Source organism: Kribbella flavida DSM 17836 (genome assembly GCF_000024345.1).
Taxonomy (GTDB): domain Bacteria; phylum Actinomycetota; class Actinomycetes; order Propionibacteriales; family Kribbellaceae; genus Kribbella; species Kribbella flavida.
On sequence record NC_013729.1, the window covers coordinates 3,597,035 to 3,621,034 of the forward strand.

Consider the following 24,000-nt stretch of genomic DNA (forward strand, 5'->3'; position numbering starts at 1 on the left):
ACTTGGTGGAGTGGCCGAGAGGCGAGGCAACGGCCTGCAAAGCCGTGTACACGGGTTCGAATCCCGTCTCCACCTCGACAGACCCTTGTCACCAGCTGGACGATTGGCGCAGCGGTAGCGCGCTTCCCTGACACGGAAGAGGTCACTGGTTCGATCCCAGTATCGTCCACTCGATCGACAGGCGGCTCGTTCTCACGCAAGACGTGAGCGCGAGCCGCTTTCTGCTGTTTCCGGGGTTTGTCCGTTGCTCCTGGGTGAGAACAATGGCAACGTTCGGTGATCGTTGGGTCGCCGGCGGTTCGTGACCAGCCGCGGGCCGCTGGGGACGGCAGGTGGTCACGGGGCTTTCGTCGGCCACAAACTTCTGGGGGCACGGTGCCGGGCGCTGCTGACAGGTTCGAGGGTTTCGAAGCACTGGTCGAACTGCTCCGGCTGCGGTTCCGTCGGGCCCGGCCGCGGTGCGTGCGGGAGGACACGCCGCCGATTCTGGCCTGCGTGCAGCCGAGCCTGAACGACGAGCCCGGACTGCTGGCGGCGGTGGCCGAGCAGCTGCGTCCGAAGGGGGCACGCCGACCGGTGCCGTTCGCGCTGGTCGATCTCGACTACGACCGGGCGGTGCCGCCGGGCGCCGATCACGACCTGGCGCCGATCGACGTCGACGATGTCGAGCAGTTGCGCAAGGTGCTGTCCCGGATGGCCGGTCAGCTCGGTCTGGGCAACGGCGGAAACTACCGGTTCCGGCGGTTCTCGCTGGTCAACTGGCTGATGAAGATCGAGGTGCCGGAGCCGGACGGCGGTACGCCGGCGATCAGCGACAAGATGTTCCGGCGCGCACTGGTGAAGGCGGGTGAGGACGGCACGGCGACGGCGAGGTTCGCGCTCGACCACCTGCCGGGCGTCCTGGCCACCGGCGTGCTGGTCGTCGTCACGGCCTTCCTGCGGATCCTGCACAGCGGGCGGGTGCCGGGCCCCGGCAAGGGCTATCGGTGGTTCCGCAACCAGGACTTCCTGCAGCGCGGCGACGACTCGTTCGCCGAGCTGGCGTACCGCATCACCGCGCTCCAGTGGAAGTCGCAGGATCCGGCCCAGATCGCCGGGCTGCTGGTCGGCGCCTTCCTGCAGGACCTCCGGGAGGCCTACCACCGGCGCGCCTTCCGGTACCGGACGACGTTCCCGATCGTGCTGCTGGACGGCATCACCCGCTCCAACGGCGGCTACGCCCTGATCCGGACCGTCGCCGACGTGCGCAACGAGACGCGCACCTTCGACCCGTTGCTGCTGATGACGACCAGCCGGCTGGTGCCGCCGCTGGCCGAGCCGCCGGACGCCGACTCCTCGCTGGGCAGTACGGACGGCCAGACTCCCGAGGAACTGCTCACCGGGTGGAACGAGCGGATCGAGGCGGAGAGCCGCCGGCGCGAGATCGTTGCCTGGATCATCCCGATCACCGTGCACGTCAAGTCCGCTACGGCGCCCACCCCGAGCTCGGCCACCCCCGCGGCAGCACCGCCCGCGCCGTTCCTCACCCGGCCACCGGCGCCGTGGCACCGTACGCCGGCCGGTCGCGGCGTGGCGGTGCTGGCGACCCTGGCGCTGATCGGCGGCGGGTACAGCTTCTACGGCGACCTCGACGACGAGCGGCGCTGCGGCGACGGGTTCCAGTGGCGCGACGGGCTGACGTGGATCGGCTCGGACCCCATCGCCGACTCGGTCGAGCGGATCGGCGGCACGTGCGTGGGGGTGTCCGACGGATCGAACAGCCTGCTGCTGCCGAGCGCGCAGTTCGACGACGTCCGGGGGCTGATCTTCGCGCAGAACGAGCGGGTCCGGGAGCTGCACGAGCAGACGCCGCAGCGACCGCTGATGACGCTGGTCTTCGTCGCCGCGGTGGCCGACCAGGTCGGCGTCGACAACGCGCTGGCCGCGCAACGCGAACAGCTGGCCGGGATGGCCGTGGTCCAGGCCCGGCAACTGGACCGGGAACGCAGCGAGGAGCCGCTGCTGAGAGTCCTGCTCGCGAACGCCGGGCCGCAGCTCGAGCACACGCGCTTTGTCGTGGACCGGCTGCGGATGCTGATGGCGGACGACCCCAGCATCGTCGCGGCGACCGGTCTGCACGAGAGCCGGGAGTCCACCAAGGAGATGGTGAAGCAACTGGCGGCCGCCGGCATCCCGTCGATCGCGGCGACGCTGACGGCCGACTCGATGGTGGAGACGTCACGGTTGTACTTCCAGATCTCACCGCAGAACCGGCGGGAGGCCGCCGTCGCGGCGGCGTACCTGGACCAGCTCATGAAGGGTGGGCGTGATCCGTTCCGGCGGCCGCTGACGCGACGGGCACGGCTGTACAAGTCCGCGGATCCGCAGGACACCTACAGCCAGAACCTGGCCGCCGATCTGGAGCAGAGTCTCGGACGCCGCGGCATCCCGGTCAGGACGATCGCCATCCGCAGCAACGGTGAGGGCTCGAGCGAACCGGATGCCGAGCGGGCCGGCCGGGACGCCTGCGACGCGAAGGGCGAAGCGGTCCTGTACGCCGCCCGCGGGCTGGTCGACTTCCAGGCGTTCCTGGACGGGATCACCGATCGGTGCCCGAAGAACCCGCCGTACATCCTGGCCGGGGACGACGTGACCAAGCACGTGGCCGAGCGGAAGGTCAGCGCCGCCAACCGGGCCGTCCCGTACCAGTACCTGTCGCTGGCCATCGCGCCCGAGCTAGGGGGAGCTGCCTCGCCGGCGGCGGCGAACTTCTACCAGCGGCTGAAGGAGCTCTTCCGCTACGAGGACGATCCCGAGCGGTCGCGGACGCTGGACGGGCACGCCGCGCTGAGCTACGACGCCGGCTACACCGCGGTTCTCGCCGTGCGTTTCCTCGCCGAGAACGACATCGCGGTCAGCAGCGCGACGCTGTGGCCGGCGCTGCTCTCGATCACCGACGAGGCGGGGCAGCAACGCCGCTACGAAGGGGTGACCGGCACGATCGACTTCGGCGGCCGGATCGAGCAGCGCGTCCCGGTCAACAAGCCGGTCTACATCGTCACCTTCCGCGGCGGCAAGGCGAGTGCGAGCGACAATCTGGTCTGCGGCGACCCACGCGACCGGGAAAGCTCACTGACCAAGCCGTGGTGCCCGTTCGACTGATCGGTCAGTAGTAGCGGCGCAGGTCGGGCCACAGCGACGACCACGGCCTCGTCGTTGCCGTGCACACCAAGATGTGGGCACCTTGCTCCTCGTTGTCGACGCCCTGGCGATTGTCGACGGTTGCGGCCTCGGTGCAGGTGCCGAAGTGGGCCTCGTACTGCGGGCTGCGGTTCTGCAGAACCAGGACGACCGGGCCGGTGTGGTCGTCGGACGGGACGGACCAGTCGGCGAAGCTCATGTGGCCGGAGTAGACCTGGGGGAGCCCGTGCTCGGGGCCGTACTTCGCCAGCGCGCCGGCCTGGCCGTAGTTGCCGGCGAAGAGCACGGCACGTTCGCGTTCGGCGGCGGGGATCTGCTGCCAGACCTTCGCGACCGACTCGGTCAGCTCGGGCCAGCCGATCTGTTCACCTTGCTCCTGGTTGACGGGCAGCACGAGGTTGACGGCCGAGGCCGGGAGGACCGGGAGGGTGAAGGCCGCGGAGGTGATCGCGGTGAGGACGGCGCCAACGGCCAGCACAGCACGGCGTACGGCGGGACGGCCGCGGTGAAGCCAGTCGACCGTGGGTTGGCAGCCGGCGGCGACGAGGACGAGCAGCAGCGGGAGCGCGTAGTACGACTTGCCGCCCGCGGCGAACACGATGACGCAGAGCACCGGGTAGGCGAGCGCGACGGGGCGAGCCCAGCGCAACGCCGGCGTACGCCACAGCCGGAGGAACCCCGCCACCCACACCGGAACCAGGAACGGGGAGAGCTGGGCGAGTTGCAGCGGGACGAACATGATCCGGTTCTCGGTGCCGTCGTCCTCGCTGATTCCGCCGGCGACGGTGAGCTGCGGCCAGTCGTGGGTGGCCTGCCACACCAGGTTCGGCGCCGCGATGACGGCCGCGAGGGCGATACCGGCCGGCAGCCACCAGGTTTTCAGGATCTCGCGCGGGCCGATGGCCAGCACTGCGATGAGCAGGGCGGCGAGCGGCAGCACCACGAGGTACTTGTTCTCCAGCGCGACGCCGGCGGTCAGGCCGAGCGCGATCCACCACCGGCCGTCGCCCGTCCGGAGCAGGCGGACGGCGAACAGGCCGATCACCATCCACGCCAGCAGGTCGTACGTCGCGGTCGAGACCATGTGGCCGGTGCCGAGCACGAACCCGGCGAGCGCGGTGCAAGTCGCGGCGAGGATCTGCGCTCGGCGCTCACTGCCGAACTCCCGGGCGATCAGCGCGACGACGACCACGGTGATCGCGGCGGAAACGGAGGAGACGACCCGCAGTCCCATCGGGGTGTCACCGAACACCGTGATGGAGATCCGGGCCAGCAGCGGGGTCAGTGGTGGCTGGTCGACGTATCCCCAGGCCAGGTGCTCACCGGCGACGCGGAAGTAGAGCTCGTCGCGGTGATACCCGTAGCGACCGGAGAGCGCAGTGAGCACCGCGGCCACCCCACAGGCGATGGCCGCGACGGGCGCGGTGGAGAAGGCCGGGACCGACGGGCGCGTCATGGCGGCATGCTGCCAGCGCCCGGGGTCGCCGACCAGCGTTCGCGGGCGGAGTTCTGGCTCCGTTGTCAGGCCGGCAACAGTTCCGGTGGCCTCCCGCGGTCGAGCAGTACGACACGTCCGGCCAGCTCGTCATCGGTGACGAGCCGCACCACCGCGTCCGTCAGGGTCTCCAGCGGCACGAGCTCCGGACCTCGCTCGTCGGCGGGCAGAGCCGCCCGCTCGGCCACGCCGCGCTCGGTCGCGACCCAGTCCGGCACCACGCAGTTCACCCGTACGCCGTGACTTTCCCGCAGCGGCGCCAACGTCGCGGTGAAGCGGATCAGCCCGGCCTTGGCGGCGCTGTACTCCGGTGACACGTGCGGCCCGAGCCCTCGGCCGGCCGTCGATCCCAGGTTGACGACGGCGCCGCCACCCGCCGCGCGCATCGGATCGAGAACGAGTTGAGTGGCGAGCATGGGGGCGCGGAGGTTGAGATCCAGGGATGCCGACCACCGCTCGGCGGTCGCGTCGGGGAAGCACGGGCGCAGGACGGCACCGCCGCCCGCGTTGTTCACGAGGATGTCGGGGCGGCAGGCGAGCAAGGCGGCGACTGCCTCGTCGTCGCGCATGTCGGTCGCACGGAAGCTCGCCGCTGCACCGATCTCGGCTGCCGCTTCCGCGCCGGCCGCCTCGTCCACGTCGGCGAGCACGACGCGGGCGCCTTCGGCGGCCAGCCGGGTCGCGATCGCCCGGCCGGTCCCGACCGCGGCTCCGGTGACGACTGCGAGCTTGCCTTCGATCTGCATTCACTACCTCCAGTTTCTGAACGGGGCCAGACTTCCGGACGCCGCCGACACTTTTCGTGCCCGCCCAGTTGGTATGGGTAGATATGGCTGGGCTGGCCTTGTCCCGCGGTGACGACGGATGATTTGGTATGCCAACCTGCCCGCCGACCGGAGGATCGCATGGCACTGCTCTACGAGCGGATCAGCACGCACGTGCTCGAGGAGATCCGGTCGGGCGCCCTCGGTCCCGGTGACCGGGTGGCGTCGGAGATGGAGCTGGCGGCCCAGTTCGAGGTCAGCCGGATCACGTCCAAGCGCGCGCTGGAGGTGCTGCGGGAAGCCGGCCTGATCGAGCGGATCCGCGGCAAGGGTTCGTTCGTCGTCCAGAACCTGCCGGACCTGGACGGCGTCTCCACCCCGCTGCGCGGCCGGATCACCCATCCAGCGCGGCCCCGCCGGCACTCCGGCGCGATCGGGCTCGTCATCCCCGACATCTCCGAGGCGTACGGCCTGGAACTGCTCTGCGCGATCGAGGAACGCTGCGCGGAGTACGGGGCCCACCTGCTCGTACGCCGTACGCGGGGCCGGCAGGCCGACGAGGAGCAGGCGGTGGAATCGCTCGTCGCATCCGGCGAGGTGGACGGCATGATCGTGTTCCCGGTGCACGGCGACTTCTACAACGCGAGCCTGCTCCGGCAGGTGCTGGACGGCTACCCGATGGTGCTGGTCGACCGGCACCTGTCCGGGATCCCGGTGTCGGCAGTGCACACCGACAACGTCGCCGCCTCCCAGGCGCTGACCGAGCGACTGCTCGATCTCGGTCACCGGCACATCGCGTTCGTCTCACCGCCGCCGCAGAACACCTCCAGCATCGAGGACCGGCTCGCGGGGTTCCGGGCGGCGTTCGCGCAGCGGGAGCCGGGACCGCACCAGGCGCACCAGCTCACATCGTTGCGCAGTACGTTGCCGGGGTCGTTCACGCCAGAGAGCGTTCTCTGTGATCTCGAGACGATCCGGGGATTCCGGGCCGAGGTGCCGGAGGTGACCGCGTTCGTGGCGTGCGAGTACAACCTGGCGCGGATGGTGGACCGGGCCCTCGACCGGCCGCACGACCTGGTGATCAGCTGCTTCGACTCCCCGGGCGACCCGATCGCCGGTCCGCCGTACCTGCACGTACGGCAGAACCAGCGCGAGATGGGCCGCCAGGCCGTCGACCTGCTGCTGGCGCAACTGCGCGGCGAGTCGGTCCCGAAGCTGTCGATCGTGCCCTTCGAACTGGTCGATGCCAACCGCAACTGATCACCCGCCGGCAGCGACCGGGTAGGTCACCGCCCGCGAGATCGTGCCGGCGACCGCGGCGACCCGCGGCGACCGCGGCGATCCCGTCCGTGGCCGGCCCCCGCGCCCGCGGGATCGTGCCCGCCGCCCCGGCGATCCCCTACCGTGCCCGGGCCCAGGCCCGACCCTGACTTTCGGCAGTACTGGCGGGATCCGTCGGCTGTGTAGCGTCTGGGGGGTGACGTGGACGCGCGCGCGGGACTTCGGGCTGTGGGCCGTCCTGTCGTTCCTGGTGATCGCGGAGAGCGGTGCGCGCGGCGATCCGTACTGGTGGCAACTCGGCTGCCTCGCGGTGCTCGCGGCGGCGGTGCTGCTGCGGCGTTCCCGGCCGCTAATCGCGCTCTCCGCGGTGATCTTGCCGGAGGTCGTGGTGCTCGCGGTCACCACCAACACCACCACCGGCGTACCGATCGCGCTGGTTCCGGCGATCTCGGTGCTCGCCTATCTCGCCGGCCGGCGAGAGACCCAGCTCAAGTACTTCGTCCTGCTGGCGAGCGGTTCCTTGGCTCTCCTGCTCGTCCTGGCCATGCTGATCCACACCGAGCTGACGGTCGCCGGGGTGGTGCTCAACTGGCTGGCCATCGTCCTGGTCGCGCTCGTCCTGGTCGTCATGCCGTGGCTGATCGGCCGGTACCGCGCCCAGCAGGCGATGCTCGCCACGGCCGGCTGGGAACGCGCCGAGCGAATCGAGCACGAGCAGCGGCTCGAGATGGAGCAGGTACGCCTCAGAGAGCGCTCCCGGATCGCCCAGGACATGCACGACTCCGTAGGCCACGAGCTCAGCCTGATCGCGCTCCGGGCCGCGGCGCTGGAGGTTGACTCCGACCTGCCGGAACGGCACCGGCAGGCCGCGACCGAGCTCCGCGAAGCAGCCGCGACGGCGACCGAACGGCTCGGCGAGATCATCGGCGTACTGCGCGACGCGGGCACGCAGGCGCCGGTCGTACCGAGCGACGAGACGGTCGCGGAACTGGTCGACCGGGCCGCCGCGTCCGGGCTGGCGGTGCGGCTGGTCCAGGAGGGCAGCGGTGAGTTGTCGCCGATGGTGGATCGTGCGATCCACCGCGTGGTCCAGGAGTCGCTGACCAACGTCAGCAAGCACGCGCCCGGAGCGGAGGTCGTCGTCGCCGTCTCCTACGGCGCCGAGGACGTTCAGGTTCGGGTCACCGACACCGGGCCCACTCGCCCGGTCCCCAAGCCGCACCCGTCGAACGGCAGCGGTCTCGCCGGCCTCAGCGAGCGCGTCCGCCTCGCCGGCGGCACGGTCACCGCCGGTCCTCGAACCATCGACCGCAGACCGCCGGTCGAGAGCGCCGACGGTGTGCTCGCTGCGGCGTCGAAGTCCAGCGGTCGGGTTGCGTCGACGGCGTCCGACGACAGCGTCGGGGTTCAGCCGACGGCGTCGGAGGGCCGCCGCGGCGTTCGGCCGGCGTCGGAGAGCCGCGGCGGCGTTCGGCCGGAGCCGGAGAGCAGCGGCGACGTTCAACCGACGGCGTCGAGGAACAGCGGCCGCGTTCGACCGGGGTCGGAGAACAGCGGCGGCGTTCCGCTGACCGCAGCCGAGTCCAGCGGCGAAGTTCTGCCCACAGCTCCCAGCGCGACCGGAAGTGCGGCAGCGGGCGGGTTCGAGGTACTGGCGCGGATTCCGCGGGCCGGGGGTCCGGCCGAGCCGGAGGCCGCGGTGCCGGCCGGATCGGCGACGGCGAACGAGCGGGCCGTCGTCCGACGGCAGGCGCAGCGCGGGCTGATCACGGCGGTCGCGGTCCCCGTGGTGCTCGGCGCCGGAATCGGTCTGGTTGCCCTCGGCTACTACTTGGTGACCGGCTACAACTCGGTCCTGCCGCCGGGCCGGTTCGACGCGCTGCGGATCGGGCAGAGCCGGGTGGAGGTGGAGCAGGTGCTGCCGCCGCTACAGATGCTCGACCCACCCACCGAGCGCGTGACCACGCCGGCGAACTGGGACTGCCTGTACTACCGCCCGGACGGACCGTTCTCGATCAACTACGCCTACCAGCTGTGCTTCGACAACGACCGGCTGGTGGCCAAGAACACCGTCCGGACGGGCTCGATCGCGCCGACACCGGAAGTCACCGATCCGGCACACGATCAACCGCGACCCGAAGGGGAGGAGACCAGGTGATCAGGGTGCTGCTCGCCGACGACGAGGCGATGGTGCGGGCCGGGGTGCGCGCGATCCTCGGTTCGGACGACTCGATCGAGGTGGTCGCCGAGGCCGGGGACGGCGCGGAAGCCGTCGAGCTGGTGCAGAAGCACCGCCCGGACGTGGCCGTACTCGACATCCGGATGCCACGGATGGACGGGCTGGCGGCCGGCGCGGAGATCCGGCGTACGGCGCCCGGTACCGCGGTGGTGATCCTGACGACCTTCTCCGAGGACGCCTACATCGCGAAGGCGCTGGGGGACGGGGCCAGCGGGTTCCTGCTGAAGTCCGGCGACCCGCGTGAGTTAATCGCCGGACTCAAGGCGGTCGCCGAGGGCGCGGCCTACCTGTCGCCTAAGGTCGCCCAGCGGGTGATCGCGGAACTGGGCGCGGGCACCGGCGGCGGCCGGATGGCCCGGGCGGCGGCCGCCAAGGACCAGGTCGACGTACTGAGTCCTCGCGAGCTCGAGGTGCTGTCCCTGGTCGGTGCCGGCCTGTCGAACGCGGAGATCGCCGCCCGCTTGTTCCTCGTCGAGGGCACGGTCAAGGCGTACGTCAGTGCCGTGCTCACCCGCCTCGGCGTGAAGAACCGGGTCCAGGCCGCCATCATCGCCTACGAGGCCGGCCTGGTCGGCTGACGCAACGACCGGCGACGCTCCGGCGGGTGACGCCGGATGGACACTTCGTCATGGGATAGTGGGAGCTCCCGGGGAAGACCGTGCCGGGGACGGAACAGCAAACCGGGGGCGGCCGGCACCGCCCCGTTCAGAGAATCAGGGGATCCAGGTCGTGACCGACTCGCACAACTCCGGACAGCACAAGGACCGGGAAGCGGCGGCGGCCGAGGTCCGGAGGATGTGGCAGCCCACGCCGTCCTGGACCCAGCCTGATCCCGGCGCCACCGCCGATCCCGCGACACCCGAGGCCGACGACGACGCGAAGGACGCGCTCGCCCAGGAGTTCCCCGGCGACACGTGGAACCAGCCGGCCGCCGGTGCGGACAACGGCCCGGGCCAGGCCACGCCGTACGGCGTGCAGCCCGGCGCGCAGACCGGTGGCCCGAGCGAATCCGCCGGAGCTCACCGCGCGAGCACGAGCGGCTCAGCCGGTGCTCACAGCGCCGGCAGCACCCCCGACCCGTGGGGGAGCAGCGCTCCGTCGGCCGGTGCCGGCTCCGAGGCGAGCTCCTGGACGATCGCCAACCCGGGCAGCGCCAGTGCAGCAGCCTCTGGTGCTGGCAGCACCCCGGCCACCCCAGCCACCCCGGCCGCTGCCGGCACGGGGGGTTCCGACCCGTGGTCGCAGCCGGCCGCAGAGCCGGCCGACCAGCAGTCGCAGCTCTCTCCGGCCGCCCAGCGCTTCTTCCCTCAAGGCATCCCGAACCAGCACCCCCAGCAGCCGCAGCGCGACGTCTCGTACCGCGCCGATGAGCTGATCCAGGCGCTGCCACTGCCCCGCGAGGCTCCGGCCGAGCGCGGCGTCCGCAGCATCCTGCGGCTGCGCCCGGGCAGTGCCGAGCGGGCCGAGCGGATCGCCAGGGCGACCGCCGCGACCGCCTTCCGTCGTCCGGTGACCATCACCGTGGCGAACCCGAAGGGCGGCTCCGGCAAGACTCCGACGACGCTGCTGCTGGCCGGTGCGCTGGGTCAGGCCCGCGGCGGCGGTGTGGTCGCCTGGGACAACAACGAGCTGCGCGGCAACATGCACCTGCGCACGCACGACACCAACGCCCGCTCCACCGTCACCGACCTGCTGCAGGCGATGCCGATGCTGACCCAGCCGGACGCCCGGCTCGGTGACGTCGCGGCGTACCTGCGGCACCAGGTGGCCGGCCAGTACGACGTCCTGACGTCCGCGACCACGACGTACGCGCAGATCGAGGCGAGGGACTTCGACCAGATCCACCGGCTGCTCAGCCGCTTCTACAAGGTGCTGGTGATCGACACCGGCAACAACGAGGGCTCCAGCAACTGGCGTGAGGCGATGAAGGCCTCCGACGCGCTGGTCATCCCGATCAAGTGGAAGAGCCTGTCCTGCGCTGCCGCCGTGCAGATGCTGGAGGAGCTGGACCACCAGGGGCCGGAGGCGCAGCGCCTGATCCGCCGCGCGGTCATCGCCGTCAGCAACGGACCCGGCGACGTCAACAAGGAGGTCGAGAAGCAGTTGCGGCCGTACTTCGAGTCGCGCGCGGCCGCCGTCGTCGACATCCCGACCGACCAGCACATCGCCGCGGAAGGCCCGCTGGACCACTCGGCCCTGCAGCCGGGGACCCGGCGTGCGGCGCTGGAGCTCGCCGCCAAGGTCGCCGAGCAGATCACCATCGCGCTCAACGTTCCGCGCTGACCGTAGCCACCGAGCTGGTCACGCCCAGAGCTCCGGCCGGACGATCCGGCCGGAGCTCTGGGCATTTCGAAGGCCGGGCGTTCAGGCGTCGCGTCGCTGCAGGACACGCAGCCCGGCAGCCAGTCCGCCCACTGCCCAGGCGGCCAGCACAACCACGCTGAGCGTCGGCGATAGCAGCGCACCCTCGGAGTCACTGAGGAAGCCCTGCCCAGCGCCGCCAGGCAGCAGCACGCCCAGCCACTGCAGTGCCCGGATGCTGCTCTGACCCAGCATCATCGGCACCACCATCAGCAGGAGGAACGCCGCCGTGAGCGTGCCCGCGGTGTTCCGGATGATGAAGGCGATGCCGGTCGTGAACAGACCGGCCAGCACGGCGTAGACGCCGATCGACAGCAGGTCCTGGACCAGTACGGACGCGGTCCAGTCGGCCCAGCGGCCCGCAGCCAGCCCAGCTCCGACGGCCGCGACCAAGCCCAGCAGGGCCCCGTAGACGAAGAGCACGGGCGCCAGTACGAGCGCCTTGCCCAGTACGACGTCACGCCGTACAGGCGTCCACTGCAACGTGCTGCGGATGCTGCCGGTCGCGTACTCGGACGTGACCGGCAGCATCGCGAAGGCAGCGATGACCACCTGCACAATCATCAGCGTCGCGATCGCCATGCCGCCGACCTCCGACAGCTCGGGGACCGAGCCTGGAGCCGGGTTGTCCCGCTCGTACGCGGCGGAGAACCCGAGCTGCAGTCCGAGCAGACCGGTCAGCAGCACTGCCCCGACGACGTTCAGCCAGGTCGACCGGACCGACCACAGCTTCGTCCACTCCGCGCTCATGGCCCCGCGCAGTCCGCCGAGCCTGGAGGTCTGGTTCACCGTGATGGTTGCCGTACTCATCGTTCTCCTGCCGTCGTCAGTGGGGCCTCGACCTCGACCTCAGGTCGAGGGGTGCGCCGTCTGCGGCGCTGGTGCCGGACGACCTCGACCACCACCGTCACGGTGAGGGCCAGGCCGATGCCGAGAATCACGCCCTTCAGCGGGTTCTCCTCGAACGCCTTGCCGCCCAGGTAGCCGACCAGCGAGCAGTACAGGCCCCAGCTGACCGCCGCGAGGCCGGCGAAGAAGCTGAACTTGCGAGCTGGGTACCTGACCGCGCCCATGGTCAGCGTGACCGCGGTCCGGCCGCCCGGGACGTAGCGGGCGACAACCAGGACGAGCCCGCCGCGCTCAGCCAGTGCGTTGCGCGCCCACAGCGTCATGGCGTGCCGCTTGGTGCCGGGCTTGGTCCGGGCGATCAGCCGGCCGCCCGCCCCACGGCCGAGAAAGTAGGAGACGTGGTCGCCGACGAACGCGCCCGCCGCGGCGATCGCGATCACGCCGTACAGGTTGGGCTCGCCGGTGGCGGCGAAGACGCCGGCTGTGACGACCAGCGTCTCGCTGGGGACCGCCGGGAAGAACCCGTCGAGTGCTGCGAAGCCGAACAGCGCCAGATAGATCCACCACGACGACATCAGCTCTTCGGTGAAGTGCAGGATCGCGTCAGCCATCAGGCCACCGCGCTGACGTCGGCAGCAACGCCGTACTCGACGCTGTCGGCGGTCAGCTCCATGTAGGCCTCTTCCAGCGAGGCCCGCACGGTCGTGAGCTCGTGCAGCCGGACACCGAGCTCGTACGCCAGGTCACCGACCCGCTCAGCCGGTACGCCGGCCACGACGAGCTGGTCGGCCCGGGACTCGACCTGCTCCGCCTCCGCGGTCAGCCGCTCCCGCAGTACGGCGAGGCCGGCGCGCTCGGGCACTCGGACGTGCACAGTCGTGCGGGACGACCCAGCGATCACCTCGGCGACCGGTGCGTCTGCGATGAGCCGGCCGCGACCGATCACCACCAACTGGTCGGCGGTCAGCTGCATCTCGCTCATCAGGTGGCTGGACACGAACACGGTCCGGCCCTCCGCCGCGAGCGAGCGCATCAGCTGCCGGACCCAGCGGACGCCGTCCGGGTCGAGGCCGTTCACCGGCTCGTCGAACATCAGGATCTCGGGGTCGCCGAGCAGTGCGCCCGCGATGCCGAGCCGCTGACCCATGCCGAGCGAGAACGCGCCCGCCCGCTTGCCGCCGACCTCGTCCACGCCGACCAGCCGCAGGACCTCGTCCACGCGGCTGACCGGGATGCCGTTGCTGCGGGCCATCGCGACCAGGTGGTTGCGGGCCGACCGGCGCGGGTGCAGCGCCTTCGCGTCGAGCAGGGCGCCGACCTTGCCGAGCGGGACGGGCCACTGCGCGTACGGGCGGCCGTCGACCAGGGCGCTGCCCGCGGTCGGCCGGTCGAGGCCCAGGATCATCCGCATCGTGGTGGACTTGCCGGCGCCGTTGGGACCGAGGAAGCCGGTCACCCGGCCGGGGGAGATGGTCAGGTCGAGCGCGTCGACGGCGGTGCTCTCGCCGTAGCGCTTGGTGAGTCCTTCGAGCGTGATCACGGGGGCCCTTCCGGTTCCTGGAGTGTGCTTCGAACCTAGGAATCGGCAGCGGGTGGGCACATCGGACTTCCGGTGGGACCGACCCCCGACTTTCGTCAGGTCCGGCTTGCGACCACGGGCCTGCGCGGCCGTTCGCCGGGCCTGTGGACGGCGCGTCCCGGCCCGGAGACGGAGTCGATACCATCTGCGGTGTGACGGTCCGCAGCGGAGCGTCCTACCCCCGAGGAGTGAACGTGTCGGAAGTCAAGGTCCACCTGATCGGCGTCGAGGGCGAGGCTGAGCGGAGTGTGACCGAGACGACGACGATCGGGGAGCTGTTCGCCGAGCTGTTCGGCCAGGACCGCTCCGCCATCGCCGCCCGGGTCAACGGCGAGCTGCGCGACCTGTCCCGGGTGGTCGCCGACGGCGACGAGATCGAGCCGGTCAAGGCCGGGTCGGAGGACGGCCGGGCGATCATCCGGCACTCCACCGCGCACGTGCTCGCGCAGGCGGTGCAGGAGCTGTTCCCCGAGGCCAAGCTGGGCATCGGCCCGCCGGTCGAGAACGGCTTCTACTACGACTTCGACGTGCCGACGCCGTTCACCCCCGACGACCTCGGCAAGCTCGAGAAGAAGATGCAGCAGATCATCAAGGAGCGGCAGCGGTTCAGCCGCCGGGTGGTCTCCGACGACGACGCGCGCACCGAGCTGGCCGCCGAGCCGTACAAGCTGGAACTGATCGGCATCAAGGGCTCCGCGGCGGACGCCGCCGAGGGCGCCTCGGTCGAGGTCGGTGGCGGCGAGCTGACGATCTACGACAACGTCCGGCGTGACGACTCGGTCGCCTGGAAGGACCTGTGCCGAGGCCCGCACGTGCCGGCCACCGGCTACCTGGGCAACTTCAAGCTGATGCGGACGGCCGCGGCGTACTGGCGCGGCAGCGAGAAGAACCCGCAGCTCCAGCGGATCTACGGCACCGCCTGGGAGTCGCGCGACGAGCTGAAGGCGTACCTGACCCGGCTGGAGGAGGCCGCCAAGCGCGACCACCGCAAGCTCGGCACGGAGCTCGACCTGTTCAGCTTCCCCGACGAGATCGGGTCCGGGCTGGCGGTGTTCCACCCCAAGGGCGGTGTGCTGCGCAAGGTGATGGAGGACTACTCCCGCCAGCGGCACGTCGAGGACGGCTACGAGTTCGTCTACACCCCGCACATCACCAAGGCGCACCTGTTCGAGACCTCCGGCCACCTGGACTGGTACGCCGACGGCATGTACCCCCCGATGCACCTGGACGAGGAGCGCGGGCCGGACGGCGAGCTGCGCAAGCAGGGCCAGGACTACTACCTGAAGCCGATGAACTGCCCGATGCACAACCTGATCTTCGACGCGCGCGGCCGGTCGTACCGGGAGCTTCCGCTGCGGCTGTTCGAGTTCGGCACGGTGTACCGGCTGGAGAAGTCCGGCGTCATCCACGGCATGACCCGGGCCCGCGGCTTCACCCAGGACGACGCGCACATCTACTGCACCCGCGAGCAGATGCGCGACGAGCTGAAGAACCTGCTCACGTTCGTGCTCGGCCTGCTCGCCGACTACGGCCTGGACGACTTCTACCTCGAGCTCTCCACGAAGAACCCGGAGAAGTTCGTCGGCTCCGACGAGGTCTGGCAGGAGGCGACCGAGACGCTGCGTGAGGTCGCCGTCAGCTCCGGCCTCGAGCTGGTGCCGGATCCGGGCGGCGCCGCGTTCTACGGCCCGAAGATCTCGGTCCAGGCCCGGGACGCGATCGGCCGGACCTGGCAGATGTCGACGATCCAGCTGGACTTCAACCTGCCGGAGCGGTTCGAGCTGGAGTACACCGCGTCCGACGGCTCGCGGCAGCGGCCGGTGATGATCCACCGCGCGCTGTTCGGCTCGATCGAGCGGTTCGTCGCGGTGCTGACCGAGCACTACGCCGGCGTCTTCCCGCCGTGGCTCGCGCCGGTCCAGGTGATCGGCATCCCGATCACCGACGGCCACGTCGACTACCTGTACCAGGTCGCCGCGCAGCTCAAGGCGCAGGGCATCCGGATCGAGATCGACGCCTCCGACGACCGGATGCAGAAGAAGATCCGCAACGCGCAGAAGGCCAAGGTGCCGTACATGCTGATCGCCGGCGACGAGGACATGGCGGCCGGCTCGGTCTCGTTCCGCTACCGCGACGGCTCGCAGAAGAACGGCATCCCGATCGCCGACGCCGTCGCCGAGATCGTCGAGTCGGTCCAGAAGCGCGTCCAGGTATGACCGACCTGCCGGGCAACGGTTCGCCGTACGAGCCGGACGAAGTGGGACCGCAGCAGGGGGTCGGGGATCCCGACCCGTTCCTGCGGTTGTGGACGCCGCACCGAATGGCCTACATCACGGGCGAGAACAAGCCGACCAGCGCCGACGCCGGGTCCGGCTGCCCGTTCTGCCGGATCCCGTCGCTGCCGGACGCCGAGGCATTGATCGTGCAGCGCGCGGGGGCGGCGTACGCGGTGCTGAACCTGTACCCGTACAACCCCGGCCACCTGATGGTCGTGCCCTACCGGCACGTCGCCGACTACACCGAGCTCACGCCGGACGAGGTCGCCGACGTGGCCCGGCTGACCCAGGAGGCGATGCAGGCGGTCCGGACCGTCTCGGCGGCGCACGGGTTCAACATCGGCATGAACCAGGGCGAGATCGCCGGCGCCGGCATCGCCGCTCACCTGCACCAGCATGTGGTGCCGCGCTGGGGTGGCGACACCAACTTCATGCCGGTGGTCGGCCAGACGAAGGTCCTGCCGCAGTTGCTCGCGGACACCCGGTCCCTGCTGGCGAAGAGCTGGCCGGCGGAGTCCTGAGCTAGTCGACGGATCCTGTCGTCCGCTGGCGAAGCTGGGGTCGCTGTGCGGTCCGCCGCCAGATCTGGCGCCAGGCCCGCTCGGCCTCATGGCGGAGCTCGGCGGACACCGCAGCCGTCGGTCCCCGCGGGTCGACTCCGCACGAGATGCAGAAGGTGTCGACCGGCCGCTCAGTTCCGCAGACTGCGCACGTCGGCTGCGGCTGCGGACCGGACAGCTGCGCGTCCACCAACCGGTGCAGCACCGTCACCATCCGCTCGCCCGGATGCCGCGCCGGATTCGGGCAGTAGGCCAAAGTCTGCGACAGCAACCAGTGGTCGCCCGCAGCGGGCTGCCGCTGCCCCAGCGCCTTCTCCCGCCGGCGCCGCTCGGCGAAGGCGATCCGCAGCAACAACCAGTGCTGCCGTGCCTCCTCCAGCTCGGCCACCGCCCGAGCCAGCGACTCGGGGTCCCGCCCGAGCTCTCGCGGGACCCCGGCTCGTACGGTCACGTGGTGCCAGGTCGCCCGGAACCCGTAGAACGGAAACCGCACCACGCACTCCCGCAACGCCCAGAACCGCGCGACCGGGTCGGTCCCACCGTCGCGCACCCTCGTGGCCGCTGCCGGAAAGCTGCTCACCTGCGGCAATTTAGCCCTCGAACAGGCCTCCGCGAGGTCTGGCGCTTGCCGACCTGCTGGTACAGCGGGAGGACTGGTGTCGAGGCCCGGCGTCAGCGCAGGAAGAGGGGGAGCAGGGGCTGGACGATGCCGATGAGGGTGTCGAGCGGGATCTCGCGGGCGGGAACGGTGAGGGCGCTGACGCGCACGACGCGGCGGCCCTGGCGGAAGACGAGCTCGCCGCGGTCGGGGAGGTAGTAGCCCGGGCGGCCGATGGGAGCCGGCCGTGGCGGTGGGACCTGCCGCGCCTCGGGGATCTCGTCGGGGTGAACGGACTCGACGATCGCGACCGTGGTGTCGTTCGTGCCCCAGATGCAGGTCAGCGCGCCGTTCACCCGGTAGTCGCGTCGCAGCTGGACCAGCACCCCGATGAACCGCTCGACCATCGCCGTCGACAGCTGGCACGCGGAGTCCGACTGCCGGGCCGGTCGCAGCACCTGCGGTACGACCTTGTGCACCGACACGGCGACGCGCAGCAGCTCGCCGTCCGGAAGCCCGGTGTCGCTGGTGATGCGCACGACCCGGTCCGCGACCTCGAACACCACTCCGCGGCCACTGGTCCGGGCCCCGTAGCCGAGATCCTGCGCCGGGGCGCCGAGCTTCGCTGCGGGCTCGAACATTTCTGCCGCGTCGGCGACTCGTTCCAGCATGCCAGGGCGGGCCGCGAGCGCGGTGATTCCGACGACGGCGGTTCTGCCGTCGACGGTCAGCGTGCACAGGTCCATCGCCGGCAGGCCGCCGTCGTTCCACGAGTAGGGCTTGGCGACCCACTGGCTCCGTGGGCGGCGAATCGTGTTGTCCGCGCTGGAGACCGCGCTGCAGGCGTGCTTGCCTGGCTGGCCCGCTCTGCCGTCCAGCCCTTCGGCCTGCGGGGGAGCGACCACCGTCGGCACCGGTGCGGCGAGTCGCACTGGCTCGGGCGGTAGTTCGTCCGCGCGGCGTGCGACGGAGCAGCCGGCCAGCAACAGGGCGGCGGCGAACCAGCTCACCAGCCGCCTCCCGGGGCCGAGCGCGGGGCGCGGGGCGGTTCGGCGTACGGGGGGACGGGCGTGGCGAAGGGAGGTTCGGCGTACCGGGGCAGGTCTGGGCATGAGGGCCTCCGCGGCCGGCGGGGGGACACCGGTTGAGGCCAATGGTGCGCTCCGGAGGCGACGGTTGCCAGTCGATCGGCGGCGCCGGGAGTGGCGCTGTCACCCGATGGTGATCCGGCTGGACTACGATCGCGTCGCCATGCTTAACAGATTTCGTCAGTTCTGGACCAAGGTGATCGCGCCGATCGCCAACCTTCTGCTCCGGCTCGGGGTGAGCCCGGACGCGGTCACCCTGGTGGGCACGATCGGCGTCTGCGCCGGTGCGCTGGTGTTCTTCCCGCGCGGCCACCTGTGGCTGGGCGCGGTGGTGATCACGCTGTTCGTGTTCTCCGACCTGATCGACGGCTACATGGCCCGGACCTCGGGCACGTCGTCGAAGTGGGGCTCCTACCTGGACTCCACGCTGGACCGGCTGGGCGACGGCGCCATCTTCGGCGGCCTGGTGCTGTACTACGCCAACGCCGAAGCCGGCGACTCGACGCTGATGGCGGCGGTGACGTTGTGGGCGCTGGTGATGGGCGCGACCACCTCGTACGCGCGGGCCAAGGCGGAGAGCCTCGGGCTGCACGCGAGCGGCGGCCTGGCCGAGCGCGCGGACCGGTTGGTGGCGGTGCTGGTCATCGGCTTCTTCTCCGACGTGCTCGACCTGCCGATCCTGCTGCAGATCGTGCTCTGGTACCTGGCGATCGCCAGCACCGTCACGGTCGTTCAGCGCACCCTGTCCGTCCGCAAGCAGGTCCTCGCGGACCCGGCCAACGCCGGCCTCGGTACTCCGTCCGGCTCGGCCTCGGCCGGCTCCGCGGCGCCTGGCCCGGCAACCACGTCCTCCGGCACCGAGACCGAGCCGGGCCCCGTCCCGGGAGCGGACTCGGAGCGTCGGGGAGAGACTGGGCCCGACGGTCCGGGCGCTGACGGCTCGTCACCGAGATCCTGAGCGTGGACGGCGTACGGCAGCGGGCGGTCGATCTCGGGTTTGCGGCCGCCTGGACAGTGGTTCGCCGCCTGCCCGAACGAGTGGTCACCGGGCTGTTCACCCGCGCGGCCGACGTCGCCGTACGGCGGGACGGGTCCGGCGTACGACGGCTGCGCTCCAACCTCTCGGTGGTGCGGCCGGACGCGTCGGCCGACGAGCTGGACGCGCTCACCCGGGCGGCGATGCGGTCGTACGCGCGGTACTGGCAGGAGGCGTTCCGGCTGCCCGAGTGGTCCGACGAGCGGATCGTCGGCCGGGTCCGCACGGTGAACGAGGAGCGGCTGCGGAACGCGCATGCCGCCGGCCGCGGCGTGATCTGCGCGCTTCCGCACCTGGCGAACTACGACCACGCGGGGGCCTGGGCCGGCCGGACGGGGATGCCGGTGTCGACCGTTGCCGAGCGGCTGCGGCCGGAGTCGCTGTTCGACCGGTTCGTGGAGTACCGCAAGCGGCTCGGCATGGAGGTGCTGCCGCTGACCGGCAGCGACGAGCACGTGTTCGGCGTACTCGCGGAGCGGCTGCGAGCGGGCGGGTTCGTCTGCCTGGTCGCCGACCGGGACCTGTCCGAACGGGGCGTGCCGGTCTCGTTCTTCGGCCGGAAGTCCCGGATGCCGGCCGGTCCGGCCGCGCTGAGCATCCGGACCGGCGCACCCCTGATCCCCGCCACGCTGCACTACGACGGTCCGGATCTGGTGATCACCTTCCACCCGCCGATCGGCCGCGAGGGTGGTCCGGCGGCGATGACCCAGCGGTGCGCCGACGCGTTCGCGGCCGGGATCGCCGCACACCCGCAGGACTGGCACATGCTGCAACGCATCTTCCTGGACTGACCGCGTGAGTCGATGAAGATCGGGATCGTCTGCCCCTACTCGCTCGGGACGCCGGGCGGGGTGCAGAACCACGTGCGCGACCTCGCCGAGGCCCTGCTCGCCCGTGGTCACCAGGTCTCCGTGCTGGCGCCGGTGGACGACGACCACGCCCCGCCGTACGTCGTGTCGGCCGGTCACGCGGTCGGCGTCCCCTACAACGGATCGGTGGCGCGGGTGACCTTCGGCCCGCGGACGGCGGCCCGGGTCCGGAGCTGGCTCGCCGACGGAGACTTCGACGTCGTGCACGTGCACGAGCCGACCACTCCGAGCGCGTCGATCCTGGCGCTCTGGGCCGGCGACGGGCCGTTTGTCGCCACGTTCCACACCTGGCAGGTCCGGTCCCGCGCGATGAGCGCCGCGTCCGGCTTGCTCCGGCCGGCGCTGGAGAAGATCGACGCCCGGATCGCGGTCTCCGAGAACGCCCGCTCGATGATGGTCCAGCACATCGGCGGCGAGGCCGTCGTCATCCCGAACGGTCTGTACGTCGACCGCTTCGCCGGCCGGGTGCGCCCGCAGTGGCGTGGCGCCGACGGCACGATCAGCTTCCTCGGCCGGATGGACGAACCACGCAAAGGACTCGGCGTCCTGCTCGCCGCCGTTCCGGCCCTGGTCACGCAACGGCCGAGCCTCACGGTGCTGGTCGCCGGCGCGGGTCAGGGCGACGAGGCACGCCGTTCGCTGCCCGAGTTCTGCCGGGAGAGCGTGATCTTTCTCGGCGCTGTCGACGACGCGGCGCGGGCGGACATGCTCGCCAGTTCGGACCTGTTCGTCGCGCCGCACCTCGGCGGCGAGAGCTTCGGCATCGTGCTGCTGGAGGCGATGGCGACCGGGGCGCCGGTGGTCGCGAGCGATCTAGCGGCGTTCCGGCAGGTGCTCGACGGCGGGCGGCTGGGGGAGCTCTTCACGCCCGGCGCAGCGAACGCGTTGGCGTCGGCCTGCCTGCGGCTGCTGGCCTCACCGGAGGACCGCGCGAAGTTCCGCGACGCAGGGTTGATTGCTGCCCGCCGCTACGACTGGTCGGTGCTCACCGACGAGATCGTGGCGGTCTACGAAGTCGTCGCCCGCTGATGGTGGGTGGGCTTGTGGACCGCCGGGTGGTGCTGGTTCAGCGCGGACGGTGACGGAAGGCATCCAGCAGGGTGGCGCGGATCTCGGGGGAGAGCGCTTCACCGGGCAGGCCGTCGAGGGCCTGGGTGGTCTGCCGGATCTGGTCGAGGTAGCGGTCACAGCCGTCGCACCGCGCCAGGTGGTCGACGAACTCTTGTTCCTGCTCCGGTGCGAGAGCGCTCTCCAGGAACGCGGTCACCAGCTCGACGAACCGCCGGCAGTCGAGGTCGTTCACGAGGTCGCCTCCTGGGTGTAGTACTGCTCCAGTTTGCCGCGGACGAAGGCCCGCGCGCGGTGCAGCAGGACGCGCTGGTTCGCCGCCGTGACGCCGAGCAGTTCGCAGACCTCCTCGGACGACCAGCCGTCCGCGTCCCGGAGCGCGAGCACCACGCGCTGACGCTCCGGCAGCTGCATCAGGGTCTGCGTCAGCAGTTCCTGAACTTCATGCCGCAGCACGCCTTGCTCCGGTGTCGGCCAGGCCGGCGGGAACTCCCACCAGTGCCCGGGAAACGGCCCGTCCTCCTGGAAGCGGCTCGGATCCACCGTGGGCCCGTCGTCGCTGCTGATCGGAACGACCCGGCGCTCGCGGCTGCCGCGGCGCTTCGCCGTGTTGGTGAGGATCCGGTAGACCCACGTTCGCAGCGACGATCGGCCCTCGAACCGGTCGATGCCCTCGATCACGGCGAGCCAGGTCTCCTGCACCACCTCGGCGGCGGACTCGTCCGTGGACACGAACGTCCGGGCCAGCCGCCGCAGGCCCGGGGACCACCGGTCGAGAACGAGCGTGAACGCGCTCTCGTCCCGATCCCGCAGTCGCCGGATCAGGTCGCCGTCCACCGGGAGCTCGTCCATCGCCTCAGCGTAATGACGGCTCGGTCCCCGGTGAGATCCGGCGAGAGAGCGCGACCCAGAGCAGCGCTGCCGCCGCCAGAACGACAAGAGCCGCGAGCAACCAGCCCGCGGTGTGGACGCCGGTCTGCTTCGTCATCGCGCCGAAGCCGAGCGCGAACGGCAGGAACACGATCCATGACACCGCGCTGATGCCCGACGCCACTCCGGTCCGGATCGTCGACGAAACGGCGTCGTGCATGAGGTGGCTGACGTGGATCCCGACGACCACGACCAGGAAGGTCAGCACGACGACCGCAACGGTGACAGCCGCCAGGCTCCGGCTGGTCAGCAGGACGGCTCCGCAGCCGCCCATCACCGCGGCGACTGTTGCCACCGACAACCGACGCTCGAGGTGGAGGCGGCCGGCCAGCAGGCCACCGACGCCGAGCGCGCCGACGATGCCGGCCCAGAACGGTCCGTAGTACGCGGCGGGAGCCGACAGTTCGATCAGCCACAGCGGCCCGAACTCGTACATGGCCTGCAGAATCACGGCCGCGGTGACCGACGCCGCTGCGATCGGGATCAGCCGCCCCCGGTGCACGATCGCCCGAACCGTCACGCGCAGGTGTTCCCGTAGCGGAGAGCGCTCACTCGTTTCGTGCAGCCGAGGCTCGCGGAACCAGGCGAGCGCTACCAGCGACAGCACAACCGGTGGCAGCGTGAGGAAGTACGTCAGACGGGTCGACGTCGCCGCCGCGATCCAGCCGCCGGCCAGGGCGCTGAGGACCAGCCCGATGCTCTCGACCAGCCTGATCCGCCCGATCTCCCGCTCGTACGCCGTACTGGTGCCGGTCTCCTCGAGCACGGTGTCGTAGACGATCGCCTCGACCGTGCCGGAGTACAGCGCGAAGTACAGGCCGAGGATCAGGGCGGCGGCGATGTAGGTGATCACGTTCTGGCTGAGCGCGCCGACGAGTACGGCGATCAGCAGGGCGATCCCGGCCAGCGCAAGCACGCCGCGACGGGACCAGCGGTCGGCGAGCACGCCGGACACGATCTCCGCGGCCGGCACGAGCGCGGCGTAGGCGGCCGCCATCACGCCGATGGTCGCGGCGTCGAAGCCGATCTCGGTCATGAACAGCTTCTCCACCGGGACCCAGAAGGCCACCGCCTGGACGAACGCCATCAGTTGCAGTGGCACCAGCCGACGGGCAAGCCCGCTCCCGGTGGTGGCCGGAGTCCCGGCTGGTGGCTGGGTGGTGGTAGCGGTCGGCATGACGCCCCCGGGTGCGCTCGGTGGTTCCTGTCACCGGTGCAGTGTCAGGAACCACCCGAGGCGTTACACGAGAGCTGACGTCGGTGATCGCCGGCCGCGGTCACCCTTGGTCGCCGACGTCGTCGGTGAGCGTCGTGCTGGCGGTGGTCAGCGCAGTTCGGCAGCGGTGGCGGCGATGGCGTCCAGGTCCCCGGGCGCCGGGTGCCACGGAAGCTGCAGCGGGTCGTCCTTGTACCGCGGGACGACATGCAGGTGGGTGTGGAACACGCTCTGCCACGCGTCGGCGCCGATGCAGCTGAGCAGGTTCGCGCCGTCGGCGTCGAGGCGCTCGATCACTCGGCTGACCAGGGACTGGGCCAGCAACGTCGCCGCGGTGAGATCCTCGGGAGCGCTCTCCCGGAGATCCGTCGAGTGCACCCGCGGAATCACCAGCAGGTGCCCGCGGGTGGCCGGGTTGATGTCCATGAACGCGATCGCCCGCTCGTTCTCGGCGACCTGCTGCGACGGGATGTTTCCCGCGACGATTCCGCAGAAAAGGCAGTTCTCAGTCATCCGCCCAGCCTAGAGCCGCCGTCGTACGACGACGGCTACCGGCTCCGGCACGGTCCGGCTGATCGTGCCGCAGCTCGGTCGCCCCGGAGTAGATCTCC

The 24,000-nt window shown here is 71.0% G+C and carries 21 protein-coding genes and 2 tRNA genes; 12 read left to right on the forward strand and 11 right to left on the reverse strand.

Translation table 11 applies throughout. The features are described 5' to 3' along the window. Positions 1–4: 4 nt before the first annotated feature. From KFLA_RS16640 to KFLA_RS16650, 3 genes are all read left to right on the forward strand, one after another. Positions 5–75 (forward strand) — tRNA-Cys (locus KFLA_RS16640). Positions 76–97: 22 nt separating this feature from the next. Next, positions 98–169: transfer RNA gene (locus tag KFLA_RS16645), tRNA-Val, on the forward strand. Positions 170–495: 326 nt separating this feature from the next. Continuing rightward, on the forward strand, positions 496–3,141 hold the full coding sequence (locus tag KFLA_RS16650; protein WP_148256659.1) for a type 1 periplasmic-binding domain-containing protein: 2,646 nt from the start codon (positions 496–498) through the stop codon (positions 3,139–3,141). Positions 3,142–3,145: 4 nt separating this feature from the next. Here KFLA_RS16650 and KFLA_RS16655 read toward each other — a convergent pair whose 3' ends face one another. Both KFLA_RS16655 and KFLA_RS16660 read right to left on the reverse strand, forming a co-directional pair. Next, positions 3,146–4,636 carry an ArnT family glycosyltransferase gene (locus tag KFLA_RS16655; protein WP_012920969.1) on the reverse strand — a complete coding sequence of 497 codons (1,491 nt, stop codon included), beginning with the start codon at positions 4,634–4,636 and terminating at the stop codon, positions 3,146–3,148. Between the two features lie 65 nt (positions 4,637–4,701). After that, positions 4,702–5,421, reverse strand: a complete 720-nt coding sequence (locus tag KFLA_RS16660) for an SDR family NAD(P)-dependent oxidoreductase (RefSeq protein WP_012920970.1) — start codon at positions 5,419–5,421, stop codon at positions 4,702–4,704. A gap of 159 nt (positions 5,422–5,580) precedes the next feature. Between KFLA_RS16660 and KFLA_RS16665 the strand changes: the two genes are divergently transcribed. From KFLA_RS16665 to KFLA_RS16680, 4 genes are all read left to right on the forward strand, one after another. After that, positions 5,581–6,699 carry a GntR family transcriptional regulator gene (locus KFLA_RS16665; protein ID WP_012920971.1) on the forward strand — a complete coding sequence of 373 codons (1,119 nt, stop codon included), beginning with the start codon at positions 5,581–5,583 and terminating at the stop codon, positions 6,697–6,699. Positions 6,700–6,916: 217 nt separating this feature from the next. After that, positions 6,917–8,878, forward strand: coding sequence for a histidine kinase (locus KFLA_RS38890; protein WP_012920972.1), 1,962 nt, complete (start codon positions 6,917–6,919; stop codon positions 8,876–8,878). Then, positions 8,875–9,537, forward strand: coding sequence for a response regulator transcription factor (locus KFLA_RS16675; protein ID WP_012920973.1), 663 nt, complete (start codon positions 8,875–8,877; stop codon positions 9,535–9,537). Before KFLA_RS38890 ends, KFLA_RS16675 begins: the two co-directional genes overlap by 4 nt. Positions 9,538–9,688: 151 nt before the next feature. After that, positions 9,689–11,242 (forward strand): AAA family ATPase, encoded by a 1,554-nt coding sequence (locus KFLA_RS16680; protein ID WP_012920974.1) that lies wholly within the window; start codon positions 9,689–9,691, stop codon positions 11,240–11,242. Between the two features lie 81 nt (positions 11,243–11,323). Here the strand turns inward: KFLA_RS16680 and KFLA_RS16685 are convergent, their stop codons facing one another. From KFLA_RS16685 to KFLA_RS16695, 3 genes are read right to left on the reverse strand one after another with little or no spacing between them, the layout of a single operon-like run. Then, positions 11,324–12,130 (reverse strand): ABC transporter permease, encoded by an 807-nt coding sequence (locus KFLA_RS16685; RefSeq protein WP_012920975.1) that lies wholly within the window; start codon positions 12,128–12,130, stop codon positions 11,324–11,326. Then, entirely contained in the window at positions 12,127–12,780 is a 654-nt protein-coding gene (locus KFLA_RS16690) for a DedA family protein (protein WP_012920976.1), read from the reverse strand. The genes KFLA_RS16685 and KFLA_RS16690 overlap by 4 nt, the downstream gene beginning before the upstream one ends. Beyond that, positions 12,780–13,709 (reverse strand): ATP-binding cassette domain-containing protein, encoded by a 930-nt coding sequence (locus KFLA_RS16695; protein WP_012920977.1) that lies wholly within the window; start codon positions 13,707–13,709, stop codon positions 12,780–12,782. The genes KFLA_RS16690 and KFLA_RS16695 overlap by 1 nt, the downstream gene beginning before the upstream one ends. Before the next feature lie 233 nt (positions 13,710–13,942). Here KFLA_RS16695 and thrS point away from each other — a divergent pair, with 233 nt between their 5' ends. Both thrS and KFLA_RS16705 read left to right on the forward strand, forming a co-directional pair. Next, a complete protein-coding gene (gene thrS / locus KFLA_RS16700) occupies positions 13,943–15,964 on the forward strand; it encodes a threonine--tRNA ligase (RefSeq protein WP_012920978.1) in 2,022 nt (673 codons plus the stop codon). After that, positions 15,961–16,545: an HIT family protein gene (locus KFLA_RS16705; RefSeq protein ID WP_012920979.1), complete on the forward strand. Its 585-nt coding sequence runs from the start codon at positions 15,961–15,963 to the stop codon at positions 16,543–16,545. The genes thrS and KFLA_RS16705 overlap by 4 nt, the downstream gene beginning before the upstream one ends. 1 nt (position 16,546) lies before the next feature. Here the strand turns inward: KFLA_RS16705 and KFLA_RS16710 are convergent, their stop codons facing one another. Beyond that, the gene (locus tag KFLA_RS16710; protein WP_148256660.1) at positions 16,547–17,164 is read right to left on the reverse strand and encodes a hypothetical protein; all 618 of its coding nucleotides are present in this window, start codon (positions 17,162–17,164) and stop codon (positions 16,547–16,549) included. Between the two features lie 92 nt (positions 17,165–17,256). After that, positions 17,257–18,192: a hypothetical protein gene (locus tag KFLA_RS16715; protein ID WP_012920981.1), complete on the reverse strand. Its 936-nt coding sequence runs from the start codon at positions 18,190–18,192 to the stop codon at positions 17,257–17,259. A 241-nt stretch (positions 18,193–18,433) separates the two neighbouring features. Here KFLA_RS16715 and pgsA point away from each other — a divergent pair, with 241 nt between their 5' ends. The 3 genes from pgsA to KFLA_RS16730 are packed head-to-tail and all read left to right on the forward strand — an operon-like array spanning position 18,434 to position 21,204. Beyond that, entirely contained in the window at positions 18,434–19,228 is a 795-nt protein-coding gene (gene pgsA, locus KFLA_RS16720; RefSeq protein ID WP_049797584.1) for a phosphatidylinositol phosphate synthase, read from the forward strand. Positions 19,229–19,230: 2 nt separating this feature from the next. Beyond that, positions 19,231–20,097, forward strand: a complete 867-nt coding sequence (locus KFLA_RS16725; RefSeq protein WP_012920983.1) for a phosphatidylinositol mannoside acyltransferase — start codon at positions 19,231–19,233, stop codon at positions 20,095–20,097. A 12-nt stretch (positions 20,098–20,109) separates the two neighbouring features. Next, entirely contained in the window at positions 20,110–21,204 is a 1,095-nt protein-coding gene (locus KFLA_RS16730) for a glycosyltransferase family 4 protein (protein ID WP_012920984.1), read from the forward strand. 37 nt (positions 21,205–21,241) lie between these two features. On the opposite strand, the gene KFLA_RS16735 is transcribed toward KFLA_RS16730, so the two are convergent. The 4 genes from KFLA_RS16735 to KFLA_RS16750 form a co-directional block, all read right to left on the reverse strand. After that, on the reverse strand, positions 21,242–21,478 hold the full coding sequence (locus KFLA_RS16735; protein ID WP_012920985.1) for an anti-sigma factor family protein: 237 nt from the start codon (positions 21,476–21,478) through the stop codon (positions 21,242–21,244). Continuing rightward, entirely contained in the window at positions 21,475–22,095 is a 621-nt protein-coding gene (locus KFLA_RS16740) for an RNA polymerase sigma factor (protein WP_012920986.1), read from the reverse strand. Before KFLA_RS16740 ends, KFLA_RS16735 begins: the two co-directional genes overlap by 4 nt. Before the next feature lie 4 nt (positions 22,096–22,099). Beyond that, positions 22,100–23,275 (reverse strand): MFS transporter, encoded by a 1,176-nt coding sequence (locus tag KFLA_RS16745; RefSeq protein WP_158307286.1) that lies wholly within the window; start codon positions 23,273–23,275, stop codon positions 22,100–22,102. A 222-nt stretch (positions 23,276–23,497) separates the two neighbouring features. Further along, a complete protein-coding gene (locus KFLA_RS16750; protein WP_012920988.1) occupies positions 23,498–23,902 on the reverse strand; it encodes an HIT family protein in 405 nt (134 codons plus the stop codon). Positions 23,903–24,000: the final 98 nt, after the last annotated feature.

What these genes read in the sequence shown, in the direction of transcription:
- KFLA_RS16655 (WP_012920969.1), bottom strand. Translation starts at nt 4,636, where the DNA reads ATGACGCGCCCGTCGGTCCCGGCCTTCTCCACCGCGCCCGTCGCGGCC.
- KFLA_RS16660 (WP_012920970.1), bottom strand. Translation starts at nt 5,421, where the DNA reads ATGCAGATCGAAGGCAAGCTCGCAGTCGTCACCGGAGCCGCGGTCGGG.
- KFLA_RS16665 (WP_012920971.1), top strand. Translation starts at nt 5,581, where the DNA reads ATGGCACTGCTCTACGAGCGGATCAGCACGCACGTGCTCGAGGAGATC.
- KFLA_RS16685 (WP_012920975.1), bottom strand. Translation starts at nt 12,130, where the DNA reads ATGAGTACGGCAACCATCACGGTGAACCAGACCTCCAGGCTCGGCGGA.
- KFLA_RS16690 (WP_012920976.1), bottom strand. Translation starts at nt 12,780, where the DNA reads ATGGCTGACGCGATCCTGCACTTCACCGAAGAGCTGATGTCGTCGTGG.
- KFLA_RS16705 (WP_012920979.1), top strand. Translation starts at nt 15,961, where the DNA reads ATGACCGACCTGCCGGGCAACGGTTCGCCGTACGAGCCGGACGAAGTG.
- pgsA (WP_049797584.1), top strand. Translation starts at nt 18,434, where the DNA reads ATGCTTAACAGATTTCGTCAGTTCTGGACCAAGGTGATCGCGCCGATC.
- KFLA_RS16730 (WP_012920984.1), top strand. Translation starts at nt 20,110, where the DNA reads ATGAAGATCGGGATCGTCTGCCCCTACTCGCTCGGGACGCCGGGCGGG.
- KFLA_RS16740 (WP_012920986.1), bottom strand. Translation starts at nt 22,095, where the DNA reads ATGGACGAGCTCCCGGTGGACGGCGACCTGATCCGGCGACTGCGGGAT.
- KFLA_RS16750 (WP_012920988.1), bottom strand. Translation starts at nt 23,902, where the DNA reads ATGACTGAGAACTGCCTTTTCTGCGGAATCGTCGCGGGAAACATCCCG.